Source organism: Pseudomonas sp. TJI-51, from assembly GCF_000190455.2.
GTDB classification, from domain to species: domain Bacteria; phylum Pseudomonadota; class Gammaproteobacteria; order Pseudomonadales; family Pseudomonadaceae; genus Aquipseudomonas; species Aquipseudomonas juntendi.
Window position 1 is genome coordinate 5,145 of record NZ_AEWE02000060.1, and the last position, 16,112, is coordinate 21,256.

The 16,112-nt window shown below is 63.8% G+C and carries 14 protein-coding genes and 2 pseudogenes; 9 read left to right on the forward strand and 7 right to left on the reverse strand.

What is annotated here, in order from left to right; genetic code table 11:
* Positions 1 to 60: 60 nt before the first annotated feature.
* From hisI to G1E_RS30230, 9 genes and pseudogenes are all read left to right on the forward strand, one after another.
* Positions 61 to 453: a phosphoribosyl-AMP cyclohydrolase gene (gene hisI, locus G1E_RS13770; protein ID WP_003249284.1), complete on the forward strand. Its 393-nt coding sequence runs from the start codon at positions 61 to 63 to the stop codon at positions 451 to 453.
* A 1-nt stretch (position 454) separates the two neighbouring features.
* Positions 455 to 790, forward strand: a complete 336-nt coding sequence (locus tag G1E_RS13775; protein WP_009684306.1) for a phosphoribosyl-ATP diphosphatase — start codon at positions 455 to 457, stop codon at positions 788 to 790.
* 61 nt (positions 791 to 851) lie between these two features.
* Positions 852 to 1,131: pseudogene (locus G1E_RS13780) on the forward strand (twin-arginine translocase TatA/TatE family subunit).
* Positions 1,132 to 1,134: 3 nt separating this feature from the next.
* Positions 1,135 to 1,512 (forward strand): Sec-independent protein translocase protein TatB, encoded by a 378-nt coding sequence (gene tatB / locus G1E_RS13785; protein ID WP_009684305.1) that lies wholly within the window; start codon positions 1,135 to 1,137, stop codon positions 1,510 to 1,512.
* A complete protein-coding gene (tatC, locus tag G1E_RS13790) occupies positions 1,509 to 2,297 on the forward strand; it encodes a twin-arginine translocase subunit TatC (protein ID WP_009684304.1) in 789 nt (262 codons plus the stop codon). The genes tatB and tatC overlap by 4 nt, the downstream gene beginning before the upstream one ends.
* On the forward strand, positions 2,294 to 3,001 hold the full coding sequence (locus tag G1E_RS13795; RefSeq protein WP_009684303.1) for a 16S rRNA (uracil(1498)-N(3))-methyltransferase: 708 nt from the start codon (positions 2,294 to 2,296) through the stop codon (positions 2,999 to 3,001). Before tatC ends, G1E_RS13795 begins: the two co-directional genes overlap by 4 nt.
* A 100-nt stretch (positions 3,002 to 3,101) precedes the next feature.
* Entirely contained in the window at positions 3,102 to 5,018 is a 1,917-nt protein-coding gene (locus G1E_RS13800; RefSeq protein WP_009684302.1) for a methyl-accepting chemotaxis protein, read from the forward strand.
* Positions 5,019 to 5,210: 192 nt separating this feature from the next.
* Positions 5,211 to 6,251 (forward strand): annotated as a pseudogene (locus G1E_RS30225) (methyl-accepting chemotaxis protein); the annotation flags it as partial.
* A gap of 198 nt (positions 6,252 to 6,449) precedes the next feature.
* Positions 6,450 to 7,154, forward strand: a complete 705-nt coding sequence (locus G1E_RS30230) for a methyl-accepting chemotaxis protein (RefSeq protein ID WP_370691346.1) — start codon at positions 6,450 to 6,452, stop codon at positions 7,152 to 7,154.
* Positions 7,155 to 7,277: 123 nt separating this feature from the next.
* Here G1E_RS30230 and G1E_RS13810 read toward each other — a convergent pair whose 3' ends face one another.
* The 7 genes from G1E_RS13810 to pip form a co-directional block, all read right to left on the reverse strand.
* Complete coding sequence (locus G1E_RS13810; RefSeq protein ID WP_009684300.1) at positions 7,278 to 8,012, reverse strand: amino acid ABC transporter ATP-binding protein; 735 nt, start codon at positions 8,010 to 8,012, stop codon at positions 7,278 to 7,280.
* Positions 8,005 to 8,967 (reverse strand): amino acid ABC transporter permease, encoded by a 963-nt coding sequence (locus G1E_RS13815; protein WP_009684299.1) that lies wholly within the window; start codon positions 8,965 to 8,967, stop codon positions 8,005 to 8,007. The genes G1E_RS13810 and G1E_RS13815 overlap by 8 nt, the downstream gene beginning before the upstream one ends.
* A gap of 111 nt (positions 8,968 to 9,078) precedes the next feature.
* Complete coding sequence (locus G1E_RS13820) at positions 9,079 to 9,876, reverse strand: transporter substrate-binding domain-containing protein (protein ID WP_033690660.1); 798 nt, start codon at positions 9,874 to 9,876, stop codon at positions 9,079 to 9,081.
* Between the two features lie 235 nt (positions 9,877 to 10,111).
* Positions 10,112 to 12,685, reverse strand: a complete 2,574-nt coding sequence (mdoH, locus tag G1E_RS13825; protein WP_029885406.1) for a glucans biosynthesis glucosyltransferase MdoH — start codon at positions 12,683 to 12,685, stop codon at positions 10,112 to 10,114.
* Positions 12,678 to 14,408: a glucan biosynthesis protein G gene (locus G1E_RS13830; RefSeq protein WP_202981962.1), complete on the reverse strand. Its 1,731-nt coding sequence runs from the start codon at positions 14,406 to 14,408 to the stop codon at positions 12,678 to 12,680. Before G1E_RS13830 ends, mdoH begins: the two co-directional genes overlap by 8 nt.
* A 263-nt stretch (positions 14,409 to 14,671) precedes the next feature.
* A complete protein-coding gene (gene dtd, locus G1E_RS13835; protein ID WP_009684267.1) occupies positions 14,672 to 15,109 on the reverse strand; it encodes a D-aminoacyl-tRNA deacylase in 438 nt (145 codons plus the stop codon).
* Positions 15,106 to 16,077 carry a prolyl aminopeptidase gene (pip, locus tag G1E_RS13840; protein ID WP_009684268.1) on the reverse strand — a complete coding sequence of 324 codons (972 nt, stop codon included), beginning with the start codon at positions 16,075 to 16,077 and terminating at the stop codon, positions 15,106 to 15,108. Before pip ends, dtd begins: the two co-directional genes overlap by 4 nt.
* Positions 16,078 to 16,112: the final 35 nt, after the last annotated feature.

Below are 16,112 nucleotides of genomic sequence, written 5' to 3' on the forward strand. Positions count from 1 at the left end.
GTGGCTGGCACACTAGCGCAAATGGCCCGGTACAGGAGCGGGCTCGCTTTGGAGTCGACGATGAAAGACTGGCTGGACGAGATCAAGTGGAACAGCGATGGCCTGGTGCCAGCGATCGCCCAGGACCACAAGACCGGACGGGTGCTGATGATGGCCTGGATGAACCGCGAATCGCTGGCGCTCACGGCCGCCGAGCAACGCGCCATCTACTGGTCGCGCTCGCGTGGCAAGCTGTGGCGCAAGGGCGAAGAGTCCGGGCATGTGCAGAAGCTGCATGAACTGCGCCTGGACTGCGACGCCGACGTCATCATCCTGATGGTCGAGCAACTGGGCCATATCGCCTGCCATACCGGCCGCGAAAGCTGCTTCTATCGCGTCTACGAAGACGGCCAGTGGAAAATCGTCGACCCGGTCCTCAAGGACCCGGATGCCATCTACAGCGCAGGACACTGACATGAGCGACACCCTCAACCGCCTGGCCGCCGTGCTTGAAGAACGCAAGCAAGCGGCGCCCGACAGCTCCTATGTGGCCAGCCTGTACCACAAGGGCCTGAACAAGATCCTTGAAAAGCTCGGCGAAGAGTCGGTCGAGACCATCATCGCCGCCAAGGACGCCGCGCACAGCAAGGATTACAGCGATGTCATCTACGAAACCGCCGACCTGTGGTTTCATAGCCTGGTGATGCTCAGCGCGCTGGGCCAGCATCCGCAAGCGGTGCTGGACGAGCTGGAGCGCCGCTTCGGGCTGTCCGGGCATGATGAGAAGGCTGCGCGAACGCCTTCTGCCTGATGCATTTGCGGGGGGCGCCGGGCGCCCCTGAAGCTTCACTGACATTTTTCAGGAGTACGAAATGGGTATCTTTGACTGGAAACACTGGATCGTCCTGCTGGTGGTCGTGGTGCTGGTATTCGGCACCAAGAAGCTGAAGAACTTCGGCAGTGACCTGGGCGAGTCGATCAAGGGCTTCCGCAAGGCCATGAACGATGAAGAGCACAAGCNNCAAGCCGGCCGAGCAAACCCCGCCGCCTGCCCAGCCTGTGCCGCCAGTGCAGAACACCGCCCAGCCACAGCCAGGCCACACCATCGAGGGCCAGGCCCAGCCGGTCCAAGAGCCACAGCGGAAAGACTGACCCATGTTCGGCATCAGTTTCAGCGAGCTGCTGCTCGTCGGCCTGGTCGCCCTGCTGGTGCTCGGCCCCGAGCGCCTGCCAGGCGCCGCCCGCACCGCAGGTTTGTGGATCGGGCGGCTCAAGCGCAGCTTCAACAGCATCAAGATGGAAGTGGAGCGTGAAATCGGCGCCGACGACATCCGCCGCCAGCTGCACAACGAGCACATCCTGCAGATGGAAGAGGAAGCCAAGCGCATCCTCAACCCGCTGACGCCACCGGCACAGCCGCCCGTGACCACCGCCACCGTGCAGCCACCCGCCGGGGTCGCAGCCAGGCCAGTGGAAACACCGGCCACCCCGGGCACAACCACTGAACCGCCTCAACCGCCGCGAGCCCCATGAGCGAGAATCCGGAACACGACCAGCCAATGCCGCTGGTTTCGCACCTGACCGAACTGCGCACCCGCCTGCTGCGCTGCGTTGCGGTCATTTTCCTGATCTTTGCCGGGCTGTTCTCCTTCGCCCAGCAGATCTACACCCTGGTCTCCGCCCCCCTGCGTGATCACTTGCCGGCCAATGCAACGATGATCGCCACCGACGTGGCCTCGCCGTTCCTCACGCCGTTCAAGCTGACCATGATCGTGTCGCTGTTCCTGGCCATCCCCTTCATCCTCCAGCAGATCTGGGGCTTCATCGCGCCGGGGCTGTACCGCCACGAAAAGCGCATCGCGATCCCGCTGCTGGTGTCGAGCATCCTGCTGTTCTATGCCGGTATGGCGTTCGCCTATTTCCTGGTGTTCCCGCTGATGTTCAAGTTCTTCGCGGCAGCCACCCCGGCAGGCGTGGCCATGATGACCGACATCGCCAACTACCTCGATTTCGTGATGACGTTGTTCTTCGCCTTTGGCGTGGCCTTCGAGATCCCGGTGGCGGTGGTGCTGCTGGTGTGGATCGGCGTGGTCGACGTGAAGTACCTGAAGAAGATCCGCCCTTACGTGATCATCGGCTGCTTCGTGGTCGGCATGATCCTCACGCCACCGGACATCTTCTCGCAGACCCTGCTGGCCGTACCCATGTGGTTGTTGTTCGAAGTCGGCGTGCTGTGCGGCAGCCTGGTGCGCAAGCGCAGTGCCCACGACGAAACTGCCGACGATTCCAACGACCAGCCGCCAGCGACTCAACCGTGAACCTGCTGCTGCTTGAACAGGCCGACTTCGTTTCGGCCGACCGCGTGGTGCTGGCTGACCGGCGCTTCACCCACATGCAGGAAATCCACCGCGTGGCGGTCGGCGACCAGCTGCGCGTGGGCCGCGTCAACGGCTTGATGGGCAAGGCCACGGTGCTGCGCCTGGCACCGCACCAGGCCGAGCTGGAGGTGGCCTTCGACCAGCAACCGCCGGCCAAACTGCCGCTGACCCTGGTGCTGGCTGTACCCCGCCCGAAGATGCTGCGCCGGCTGTTCCAGACCGTGGCTACCCTGGGTGTACCGCGGTTGATCCTGCTGAACAGCTACAAGGTCGAGAAAAGCTTCTGGCAAACGCCGTTCCTGCAGCCGGAAAGCATTCGGGACAACCTGATCCTCGGCCTGGAACAGGCCCGCGACACGGTACTGCCCGAGGTGATCATCGAGAAGCGCTTCAAGCCGTTCGTCGAAGACCGCCTGCCCGCGATCGCTGCTGGTACCCTGGGCCTGGTCGGTCACCCCGGCCCGTACCCTGCCTGCCCGCGCGCCGTGGACCAGCCCGTGACCCTGGCCATCGGCCCCGAAGGTGGCTGGATTCCTTACGAAATCGACCTGCTGGGCAAGGCAGGCCTGGCGCCCGTGCAACTGGGTGAGCGCATTCTGCGCGTGGAGACGGCCGTCACTGCGCTGCTTTCGCGCATTTTCTGACGCAAACGCCACGTAATCGCCCATCAAGTTTCCCTTTCCCGGGCCGATGGCCTTGGCAACACAACAAAGTTTCGTGCTGCCAAGCCGACCGGGAGTCTACATGTATCAATGGTTAGCCCAATCGCTGGGCAATATGAGCGTGAACCGCAAACTGGGAATGGGTTTCGGCCTGGTCCTGCTCTTGACCGTGGCCATCACCCTGACCGGCTGGCACGGCATGGACAGCATCATCGGCCGTGGCGACAAGCTGGGGAACATCTCGGTCATTCAGCAGCACACTCAGGAACTGCGTATCGCCCGCCAGCGTTATCAACGCGAGCGTGATGAGGCCTCGATCGCAGACGTGGAAAAAGCCCTGGCTACGCTGGACCGCCAGGTACAAGTGATGCTCGGCCAGATCGAGCAGCCCGCCGACCACCAGCGCCTGGAGCAGCAGCGCGAGGCCGTGCGCGGCTACCAGCAGGCCTTGGGCGAGCTGAAACAGGCCGGCCAACGCCGCGAAGCAAGCCGCGCAGTGCTCGGCGATAGCGCCGACAAGGCCGTCGAACTGCTGAGCCGGGTGCAACAGCGCCTGCGCCAGGGCGGCGACATAAGCCAATACCAGTCGGCCGTGGAGGTCAACGCCCTGCTGCAGCAAGCCCGCTTCCAGGTACGCGGTTATACCTACAGCGGCAATGCCGAGTACCAGCAAACCGCCTTCAAAGCCATCGACCAGGCCTTGCTCGAACTGCGCGCGCTGCCGGCCAAGGTGCCGGCCGACTATGCCGCCAGCCTGGACGACGCTGCCACTGCCATGGGCGGCTACCGGGATGCGGTCAGCCAGTTCGGCGCTGCCCAGACGGCCAGCGATCAAGCCTTGCAACGCATGGTCGAGTTCGGCGCAGCGCTGCTGCAGACCAGCGAGGCGATGACCACCTCCCAGACCGCCGTACGGGATAGCGCTGCCGCCCAGGCCAAGACCCTGCTGCTGATCGCCACCGTGCTGGCGCTGGCCCTTGGCCTGCTGGCAGCCTGGGCGATTACCCGGCAGATCGTCGTGCCCTTGCGCCAGACCCTGAGCGCCGCCGAGCGGGTAGCCAGCGGCGACCTCAGCCACAACCTGCCGGTAGACCGCCGTGACGAGCTGGGCCAGTTGCAAGCCAGCATGCAGCGCATGACCCAAGGCTTGCGCGAGCTGATCGGTGGCATCGGCGATGGGGTAACGCAGATCGCCAGTGCGGCCGAGCAACTGTCGGCGGTGACCGAGCAGACCAGCGCCGGGGTCAACAACCAGAAGGTCGAGACCGATCAGGTGGCGACTGCCATGAACCAGATGACCGCGACCGTGCACGACGTGGCACGCAACGCCGAGCAAGCCTCGGAAGCAGCCTTGATGGCCGACCAGCAGGCCCGTGAAGGTGACCGGGTGGTGGGCGAAGCGGTGGCGCAGATCGAGCGCCTGGCCGGCGAAGTGATCAACTCCAGCGAAGCGATGAACCAGCTCAAGGCCGAGAGCGACAAGATCGGCAGCGTGCTCGACGTGATCAAGTCGGTGGCTCAACAGACCAACTTGCTGGCGCTCAACGCAGCGATCGAGGCTGCCCGTGCAGGCGAAGCCGGGCGCGGCTTTGCCGTGGTGGCCGACGAAGTGCGCAGCCTGGCCCAGCGCACCCAGCAGTCGACCGAAGAAATCGAAGAACTGATTGCCGGCTTGCAAAGCGGAACCCAGCGGGTGGCCAGCGTGATGGACAGCAGCCGCCAACTGACTGACAGCAGCGTCGAGCTGACCCGCCGCGCCGGCAGCTCCCTGGAAACCATCACCCGTACCGTGTCGTCGATCCAGGCGATGAACCAGCAGATCGCCACCGCGGCAGAAGAGCAAACGGCCGTGGCCGAAGAGATCAACCGCAGCGTGATGAATGTGCGGGACATTTCCGACCAGACCTCGGCGGCCAGTGAGGAGACGGCCAGCTCCAGCGTGGAGCTGGCGCGGCTGGGCACCCATTTGCAAGGGTTGGTGGGGCGCTTCAGGCTCTGATCGGGTGTGCCTGGCCTCTTCGCGTCGGTTCGGCGCGGAGCGGCCAGGCACAGGCGACACATTTCCTACTAGCCGCAGCGAAATTTCCTACCTGATTATCAGGTCAAGTCCTACAGCTCCGCTGCCGATGGGCAAAGGTGTCATGCCGGCAATACGCCTGCATGCCCTCCCCCTTTCGCACGGAGACTCACCATGCTCGGCTACCTCAACCGCAAGCTCGGCAACATCAGCGTGGCTGCCAAGCTGGCCCTCGGCTTCGCTGTGGTCCTGCTGCTTACCCTGGCCACCACCATCAGCGGCTGGCGTGCGTTGGACGACGCCATCGTCCGCTCGCAACAGCTCAGCGAAATCGGCCGGATCAACGACCTGACCAAAGACCTGCGCGCAGAGCGCATCACCTTCCGCGTGCTCAACGACGACGCCAGCAAGGCCACTATCGGCAGCATCCTCGACCAGCTCAACAGCATGCTCAGCACCCTGCAGCAGCGCAGCAACGTCGATGAGTCGCGCCAGATGCTGACCGAAAAGCTGACCCTGCTGCAGCGCCTGCGCGATGACTTCACCGAGTTGCAGCGCACCGTCGCCAACCGGGTGGCCTTGCGCCAGGCAATGCAGGAGCAGGAGCAGAAGCTCAACGATGCCATCGACGAGCTGCAGACCCAGGCGTTGCTGAACATGCCGGCCCACAGCCAGCAAAATGGTGCCCTGGCGCAAATGGACACCCTCAGCCGGCAAGTGGACGGTGCCAACCAGCAAAGCCTGGTACCCGCCTACACGTTCGCCCCGGTCGAGGACTTTGCCAAAGTCGGCGACAGCGCCCTGGACGCAGCCCAGGCCAGCCTCGAGCAACTGCTCAAAGGCCTGGCGCCGCTTGGCCTGCCACGCGCTGTCAGCGAGCAGCCCGGTGTCGAGCTGGCCAAATACCGCGCCAGCCTGGACCAATACCGGCGCGCCGCCGTGCGGGTCGAGCAATTGCAGAACAACATGGAGCGAATGGGCAACGAGTTGCGCGCGCTCAGCTTGGAACTGGGTAAACGCAAGGTCGAGCAACGTGACCGCGAAGCCTTGGCCGCCCGCTCGCTGCTGACCAGCGTTGCGTTGCTGGCACTGGTAGCGGGGGCCCTGGCTGCCTGGCTGATCACCCTGCAGATCACCCAACCCTTGCGCCAGACCCTGGCGGTGGCGGCGCGCATCGCCAAGGGCGACCTGAGCCAGGTCGACACCGTGCAGCGCCGTGACGAAATGGGCCAGTTGCAGACCAGCATGCGCGAGATGACCTTGAGCCTGCGCGAACTGATCGGGGGCATCGACCAGGGCGTCGGCCAGCTGTCGCAGGCGGCCTCGCAGCTGGCGACCAGCAGCGAAGACACCAAGCTGCGCATCAACCAGCAGCGCGAGGAAACCGACCAGGTTGCCACCGCCATGAACCAGATGAGCGCCACGGTTCAGGAAGTGGCGCAAAACGCCGAGCAGGCCTCGCAGGCCGCCACCAGCGCCGACCAGCAGGCCCAGGTGGGCGACCAGGTGGTGGCCGAAGCCATCGGCCGCATCGAGCAATTGGCCGGACAGATGGACCATTGCCTGGCGGCCATGCATCACCTGGCGGGCGAAAGCCAGCGGATTGGCAGCATTCTCGATGTCATCAAGTCGGTCTCCGAGCAGACCAACCTGCTGGCCCTGAACGCTGCCATCGAAGCGGCACGGGCCGGTGAAGCCGGGCGCGGTTTCGCCGTGGTGGCCGATGAGGTACGCGGCCTGGCCCAGCGCACCTCCACCGCAACCGAAGAGATCGGCCAGTTGATCGACAGCCTGCACAGCGGCACCGACGAGGTCACCCGCTTGCTGGACAACAGCAAGCAGCTGACCGAACAAAGTGTGGAGCTGAGCCGCAGGGCCGGCGATGCCTTGGGCCAGATCACCAACACGGTGTCGAACATCCAGGGCATGAACCAGCAGATCGCCACGGCCAGCGAAGAACAGAGCGTGGTGGCCGAGCAGATCAACCGGAGCGTGCTGAATGTGCGGGATGTGTCGGACCAGACCAGTGCGGCCAGTGAGCAGACAGCGATGTCGAGCGGCGAGCTGGAACAGCTGGGGCAGCAGCTGCGGGGGATGGTCGGGCGGTTCAATATCTGAGGGCCGCGACGCGGACATCGCAGTGGATGGCACCGGCATTGCCGGTGTTCGCGGCTAAAGCCGCTCCTACACCGACCACGTTGCGTGTAGGAGCGGCTTTAGCGGCGAAGAGGCCGGTGCAGGTTAACGCACCTGGCGCAGGAAGGCCTGCGCGCGGGGGTCTTTCGGCGCGGCAAAGAACGCGGCCGGGGCCGAGTCTTCCAGCAATTTGCCGTGATCGAAGAACAGCACCCGGTCGGCCACTTCGCGGGCAAAGCCCATTTCGTGGGTGACGCAGACCATAGTCATGCCTTCCTGGGCCAGGGTCTTCATCACGTCCAGCACCTCGCCGACCATTTCAGGGTCCAACGCAGAAGTCGGTTCATCGAACAGCATGACCTTGGGCTCCATGCACAAGGCGCGGGCAATCGCTACACGCTGCTGCTGACCGCCGGAAAGCCGTGACGGGTATTCGTTGGCCTTCTGTGCAATGCCCACCTTCTCCAGCAACGCCCGCGCCTTGGCCTCACGGTCCGCCTTGTTGCGCTTGCGCACCACCTTCTGCGCCAGGCACAGGTTTTCCAGCACGGTCATGTGCGGGAACAGGTTGAAATGCTGGAACACCATGCCGACTTCGCGGCGGTAGGCGTTGATGTCGGTCTTCGGGTCAGCCAGTTGCAGGCCGTCGATGGCGACATGGCCCTGGTCGAAGTGCTCCAGCCCGTTAAGGCAACGCAGGAAGGTGGACTTGCCCGAGCCCGACGGGCCCAGTACCACCACCACTTCGCCCTTGGCCACCTGGGTGGTGACGTTATCCACAGCCCGGACCACCTGGCCGCGGGTGTCGAATATTTTCAGCAGGTCACGGACTTCAATCACTTTGCGCAAGCCTCCGCTCGAGCCGGCTGGCAATGTGCGACAGCGGCAGGTTGATCAGCAGGTACAGGCCTGCCACACAGAACCAGATCTCGAAGGTGGAGAACGAGGTGGTAATGGCCTCGCGGCCGCTCTTGGTCAATTCGGTAATGGCGATCACCGACACCAGCGAGGTGTCCTTGACCAGGCTGATGAACTGGCCGGCCAAGGGCGGCAGTACGCGTTTGAAAGCCTGGGGCAGGATCACGTGGCGCATCGACTGGCCGGCGTTCAGGCCCAGCGAGCGCGCAGCTTCGTTCTGGCCTTTGGCGATCGACTGCACCCCGGCCCGCACGATTTCTGCCACGTAGGCGCCCGTGAACAACGCCAGTGCAGCCACCCCGGCAAATTCGCGGGACAGGTTGAGCACCGTACCGATGAAGAAGTAGAAGATGAATATCTGCACCAGCAACGGGGTGCCACGCACCAGTTCGACGTACACCGTCGACAGGTCGCGCAGGGTCGGGTTGGTCGACAACCGGCACAGGCCGGCGAACAGGCCGATCACCAGGCCCAAGGCGCCGGACACGACCGAGATCCATAGCGTGGTCCACAGGCCCCAGGCCAGCGGCCCGGCGGCCCAGTGGCGGGTCACACCGATCTGGTCGCCCTCGGCAACATCGTCGCCGCGGCTCAGTTGCAGGCTGTCCGCGTCCACATCCAGCACCTGCTCGGCGCCGCTTTCGTCCTTCAGCGTCACGCGGGCGTTATCGCCGGAAATGACGATTCCCTGCACGGTGCCGTAATCGGCTGCACGCTGGGTTTCCTCGGCCTTGTAGGCGAAGTACTGCGGAACGCGGTTCCAGCGCCACTCGTAGGAAATCATCGAGGTGGCCATGTACAGGCTGAACGCCAGGCCCACCAGGACCAGCGCGGTCAGCCCGTGCCAGGGCCACTGGGCTTTCTTGTGTTTGATCACGTGGGTACTCCAGAAAGCGTCAAGCCGCAAGCTCCAAGCTGCAAGCACAAGCGGACCGTACACCGACCCGCTTGTTCTTGCAGCTTGAAGCTTGCGGCTTGAAGCCAGCTTTTATTCCATTTCCTTCAGCCAGTCCTTGTTCTTGAACCACTTGTCGTGAATACGATCGTAGGTCCCGTCGTGCTTGATCTGGTGCAGGAAATTGTTGATGAAGTTGATGCTGTCGTAGTCGCCTTTCTTCAGGCCGAAGGCCAGCGGCTCGTAGGTGAAGGGTTCTTCGAGGAACAACAGCTTGCCGGCACCGGCCTTGTCCACCGCCACCACGTTATAGGGCGCGTCGTAGACAAAAGCGTCAGCCTTGCCGTTGACCACATCCATCACGGCTTCCTGCTCGTTGTCATAGCCATGGTACTTGGCTTTGCCGATCAGCTTCTTGGAAACCATTTCGCCGGTGGTGCCAAGCTTGGAGGTGAGGCGGTACTTCTCGTTGTTCAGGTCCTTGTACGACTTGATCTCGCCTGCCAGTTCCTTGCGGATCAGCAGGGTCTGGCCAACCACGATGAAGGGTTCGCTGAAGTTCAGGCGCAGGTTGCGTTCCTGGGTAAGGGTCATGCCGCTGCCGATCATGTCGAACTTGCCGGTCAACAGCGCCGGGATGATGCCGTCGTAAGCGGTGGACACCGCCTCGAACTTGACGCCCATCGACTTGGCCATGGCTTTGAGGATATCGACCTCGAAGCCGATGATCTCGCCACGCTTGTTGGTCATCTGGAACGGCATGTAGGTCGGGTCCATGCCCACCCGCAAGGTGCCGCGCTTGACCGCATCATCGATGGCGCCGGCCTGCGCCGCTGTCACGGCGACCAGGGCGGTGACACCGACCAGCAGTCGCGAAAGGTATTTCTTGATCATCACCAAGTCCCCTAGCAAGAAAAGTAGCGAATCTTATTGTGTTGGCACGGCCGTACCGGCCGATGCTTCGTATCGGAGAGGGATGCTAACGCATGCCGGCCCGGGGACCTAGCACTGGGGGGGACTTTGTTGGCCAAAATCAGGGGTGGGCCCTTGAAGCTTCGCGGGCACGCCCGCTCCCACAGGGAAATGCGGAACCCTGTGGGAGCGGGCGTGCCCGCGAAAGGGCCGGTCAGGCGCCTGCGAGTGCCGGCTGGCCTTCATTCTCCGGATGCAACGGCAGCAGCGGCGAATGCGGGTCGTTCTTGATCGAGGCACGCCACACATCGATCCACGCCGCATTGTGCTCGGCCCATACCTGCTCGTGCAGGCGGCTCAAGGCGACCGGGTCGCTGAGCAACGCCAGGCGGGTATTGAGGTCCAGCCCTTTCGGCCCGACCTCGATGGCCTTGGCCACGCGCTCGGCACGCAGCGCCTCGATCGGCGCCGCCTGCCCGTGGCGGGCCGTGGCCATGGCGCAGGCCAGGGCGTTCTGCCGCGGGTCGACCACAGCACGCACGAAACCGTCATGCAGGGCATGCCAGCGGTTTTCGTGGGTGTACTGGTCGGTTGCCAGCAGCTCCTGCGGCGTCGCGTATTCCTCGGGGATCAGGAACAGCTTCTCGTCCTTGGCCGCCAGCCCCAGACGGGTGCGGCTGGAAATGACCGATACCGGAATCGACAGCATCAGCGAACCGACGATCGGCGCCAGCCACCACAGGAAGCTTGGGTTCAGCCATGCCACCAGCCCGGCCCAGGCGATGCCCAGCAGCGTCTGCGGGCCATGCCGACGCACCGCTTCGCTCCACGGTGTGGAGTCGTCGTCGCGCTGCGGCGAGTTCCAGGTCGCCGCCCAACCGAGGAACGCGGCCAGGACGAAGCGGGTATGGAAGATCATGCGCACAGGCGCCAGCAGCATGGAGAACAGCATCTCCATCAGCATCGACAAGGTGACCTTGATTCGCCCGCCGAACTCGACGGCGCCCTTGGCCCAGATCAGGATGACGCTGAGCAGCTTGGGCAGGAACAGCAGCACGATGGTGGTGGAGAACAGCGCCACGGCCTTTTCCGGGTGCCACTGTGGCCACAGCGGGTACAGCTGGTACGGCTCGATGAAGTACTGCGGCTCCATCAGCGTGTTGGTCGCCAGCAGCGCGGTCGACAGCACCAGGAACAGGAACCACAACGGTGCCGACAGGTACGACATGACCCCTGTGAGAAACACCGCACGGTGCACCGGGTGCATGCCCTTGACCAGGAACAGGCGGAAGTTCATCAGGTTGCCGTGGCACCAGCGACGGTCACGCTTGAGCTCGTCAAGCAGGTTCGGCGGTAGCTCTTCGTAACTGCCCGGCAAGTCGTAGGCGATCCACACGCCCCAGCCGGCACGGCGCATCAACGCCGCTTCGACGAAGTCGTGGGACAGGATGGCGCCGGCGAAGGCGCCCTTGCCCGGCAACGGCGCCAAGGCGCAGTGCTCGATGAACGGCTTCATGCGGATGATCGCGTTGTGGCCCCAGTAGTGCGACTCGCCCAGTTGCCAGAAATGTAGCCCGGCAGTGAACAGCGGGCCGTACACGCGGGTGGCGAACTGCTGCATGCGCGCATACAGGGTGTCCATGCCCGAGGCTTTCGGCCCGGTCTGGATGATACCGGCGTCCGGGTTGGCCTCCATCAGGCGCACCAGGCTGCTCAGGCATTCGCCACTCATGACACTGTCGGCGTCGAGCACGACCATGTACTTGTACTCGCCACCCCAGCGACGGCAGAAGTCGTCGAGGTTGCCGCTCTTGCGCTTCACGCGCCGCCGGCGGCGGCGGTAGAAGATCCGGCCAAAGCCTTTGGTTTCACGGCACACGTCCAGCCAGGCCTGCTGTTCGGCCACGGCGATGTCGGTGTCGTTGGTGTCGCTGAGCACGAAGAAGTCGAAACGGTCGAGGTTGCCACTGGCGGCCACCGATTCGAACGTCGCCCGCAGGCCGGCGAATACCCGCGGCACGTCCTCGTTGCAGATCGGCATCACCAGCGCGGTACGCGCCTCGGGCGCAATCGGCTCGTTGCCGGCGCTGCTGCCGGAGATCTTGTACTTGTCGCGCCCGGTGAGCAGCTCCAGGAAGCCCATCAGCGCGGTCCAGAAGCCCGCCGACACCCAGCAGAACAGGATGCCGAAGAGGATCAGGATGGAAGTCTGCAAGGCATAGGGCCATACCTGCACCACCGTATCCCACAACGGCTGGTTGAGCACTTCGTCTAGGTCGACGAACGACCAGCCCTGGTACGGCAGGATGCTCTTCATGTACCAGCCGGCAACGATGGTCTGACCGATCATCAGGGCCAGCAGGATATAACGGCGGATCGACCCGACGGTGCGCCAGCGCGCTGCCGGCAGCTCGCGCTTGGGCGGCTGCGGCGCATTGGGGCGGCCGGTCATGCGGCGCCACATGCGGACCAACAGGTTGGTGCGCCACGGCTCCGGCACGACCTTGGTACGCTTGATAGGCGGGGCAATCTTCAGGCACAGGCGGCCGCTGCCGTCGACGCCGAGCATTTCGGCCTCTTCCAGCTCCGCGGCGCTGCCTACGGTAAGGCGCGGACCCACCGAGGCCTGCACGGCCTCGGCAGGGCTGGCGGCCGGGTTGGCCGCCAGGCGTTGGTGCAGCTCACTGAACGAGGTGCAGCTGGCCAGTTCTGCCCGCTGCTCGTCGCCAAGTGGTAGGTGGGCCAGGTACTCGCCAAGCGATTCCGGCCTTGCGCTTGAGTTACTCATCGGCAGGCAACTGATAGCTCCAGGTCTCGGTCAGCACCTTCTCGGTGGTGGCCGGGGCCCCGTTGGTGGGCGCCGCGTCGGCGGCAGGTTGTTCGGCCTTGGCGGCCTTGTCCGCTTTGTCGGCCTTGGCAGGCTTGGCGGCGGCCTTGTCTTGCTTGGCGTCCTGGGCAGGCTTGGCCGGTTCGGCTGGCACATCACGCACCAGCGCGGCACGCATTTCGGTCGACTTGTTGGCCTCTTTGACCTTCAGCCGCAGGGTCAGGCGCCAGCCCTTGGTCTCTGGGTTATAGCGCAGGTTGTTCTCGACCACATCGGCGTTGTCGCCCACGCTGACCTGGCTGCGCAGCGGAGTGTCCTCAGGCAGGGCAGCCAGCGCCGGGCCGGCGAAGTCGACCACGAAGGCCACGCTGCCGTCTGGCTGGCGGATCAGGTTGGACTGCTTGACGTCACCCGTGGAGCGCAGGGTCTGCTTGACCCAGCCCAGGTCAGGGGCCTGGAACTTGGGTTCGTCGATGGTGAAGTGCAGACGGTAGTCGTACTCGAACGGCTTGCCGGGTTCAGGCAGCTTTTCCGGGCTCCAGAACGCCACGATATTGTCGTTGGTCTCGTCGGCAGTCGGGATTTCGACCAGGTCGACGGTGCCCTTGCCCCAGTCACCCTTCGGCTCGATCCAGGCGCTTGGGCGCTTCTGGTAGTTGTCGTCGAGGTCTTCGTAGTCGCTGAAGGCACGCTGACGCTGCATCAGGCCGAAACCGCGTGGGCTTTCCACGCTGAAGTTGCTGACCGACAGGTGTTTCGGGTTGTTCAGCGGGCGCCAGATCCACTCGCCGTTGCCAGCGTGGATGGACAGGCCTTCGGAGTCATGCAGGGCCGGCCGGTAGTTGAGCACTTTGGACGGCTGGTTAGGGCCGAACAGGTACATGCTGGTCAGCGGGGCAATGCCCAGGCGGCTGACCTGATCACGCAGGAACACGCGGGACTGCACGTCGACCACGGTGTCGGTGCCTGGGCGCAGGATCAGTTTGTAGGCGCCGGTGGAACGCGGCGAGTCCAGCAGGGCGTAGATCACCAAATGCTTGTCAGCCGGCTTGGGCTTCTCGACCCAGAATTCGGTAAAGCGCGGGAACTCCTCGCCCGACGGCAGCGCGGTGTCGATGGCCAGGCCACGGGCCGACAGGCCGTATACATGGCCCTTGCCGACTACGCGGAAGTAGCTGGCACCCAGCAGGGTCATGATTTCGTCCTGCTTGTCTGCCTTGTTGATCGGGTACAGCACACGGAAACCGGCGTACCCCAGGTTCTTGGTGGTATCCGGGTCGTGTGGCACGTCACCGAACTCGAAACGGCTCGGGTCGTACTTGATTTCCTCGACCTTGGTCGCGGTGACTTCGTTGATTTTCACCGGTGTGTCGAAGTGCATGCCCTGGTGGTAGAAGGACAGCTTGAACGGAGTCTTGTCCTTGGCCCACTCGGCCTTTTCCTGCAGGAAGTGGATCTTCTGGTAGTCCGCGAACTTCATGTCGCGGAACACTGCCGGCAGGTTGCTTTTCGGTGCCTCGTACTTCTGGCCGGCCAGATCCTTTGCCTTGGCTGCAACATCGTCAAGATTGAATGCCCACAGCTGGCCCGCGCTCATCAGGCCAACCAGGGCCATGCTGGCCATCAGGGCCTTGCGCAACCGGATGCCGGGGATTCTTGATGCTTTTTGGGGACTAACAATCACGAGCAACCCTCGCCGAAAACAGATCATGAAACCAACGGCCAGCGACAAATGCCGGGTTGGCGAGCACTGTTCGGACCCCGAGAGGGCGTAATGATTCCCCAAACGGTTCCAGACAATGCTCGAGTCAGAGTGAAACGAACCTGCGAACGCAGGTCCATGCAGCGCGCGATTATCCAGCAGGTCGCGTGACAACGCATCAGGCTGGAACAACTATTTATCGTACAAAACCCCTTGTTTTCCTGTGAACAAGGGGTTTATTGACCTCAAATTTGTAACATAAATGTCACGGGGCCATCATTTACCAAGTGCACCTGCATATCTGCGCCAAATCGGCCGCTGGCCACAGGGGCGTATTGGCTGTTGGCCTGCTGCAAAAGATAGTCGAACAATTCGGCCCCGAGCGCCGGCGGCGCAGCCGTCGAGAAGCTCGGGCGCAGGCCGTTGCGGGTGTCTGCCGCCAAGGTGAACTGCGACACCAGCAGCAAGCCGCCGCCCACATCCTTGAGCGACTTGTTCATCTTGCCCTGCTCGTCGCTGAACACCCGGTAGTTCAACAGCTTGTGCAAAAGCTTATCGGCGTGCTCGCGGGAATCTTCAGGCTCTACGGCAACCAGCACCAGCAACCCCTGGTCGATGGCACCCACCACCTCGCCCGCGACTTCTACCCGCGCCCCACGCACCCGTTGCAGCAGGCCCCTCATGCTTCTTCCAGCGGCAGGTCGAGCAAGCGGCGTGCCATTTGGTCGGCGGCACGGACCAGTGCATCGGTAATGCCAGGCTCGGAGGCCGCATGGCCAGCGTCACGGATCACCTTCAGCTCGCTGTTCGGCCAGGCCTGGTGCAGGGCCCAGGCGTTGTCCAGCGGGCAGATCACATCGTAGCGGCCGTGCACGATCACTGCCGGCAAATGGGCGATTTTCGGCAGGTCGCGGATCAGCTGGTCCGGCTCGAGGAACGCGTTGTTCATGAAGAAGTGACATTCGATACGGGCAATCGACAGGGCCCGCTGCGGCTCGGAGAAGCGGTCGACCACCAGCGGATTGGGGCGCAGGGTGGCGGTGCGACCTTCCCAGGTGGACCAGGCCTTGGCGGCGTGCATCTGGGCGATCTGGTCATTGCCGGTAAGGCGCTTGTGGAAGGCCGCCACCAGGTCTCCACGCTCCTGCGCGGGGATCGGCGCAATGTAGTCCTGCCAGTAGTCGGGGAACAGGCGACTGGCGCCCTCCTGGTAGAACCACTGGATTTCCTGGGGCCGGCACAGGAATATGCCGCGCAGGATCAGGCCATGCACCCGCTCGGGGTGGGTCTGGGCGTAAGCCAGGGCCAGGGTGGAGCCCCACGAGCCACCGAACAGCACCCATTTATCGATACCCAGGTGCTCGCGGATACGCTCCATGTCTTTGACCAGGTGCCACGTGGTGTTGTTCTCCAGGCTGGCATGGGGCGTGGAGCGGCCACAGCCGCGCTGGTCGAAGGTGATGATGCGATACAGGTTGGGGTCAAAATAGCAGCGGCTCTGGGCGTCGCAACCAGCGCCAGGGCCACCGTGGATGAACACCACGGGCAAACCTTCCGGCGAGCCGCTTTCGTCGACATACAACACATGCGGCGCTTCCACGGCCAGATCGTGCCGGGCGTAGGGTTTGATCTGCGGGTAGAGGGTCTGCATCGCGCACTCCGTGTGAGGATATATTCGGCCGTTGG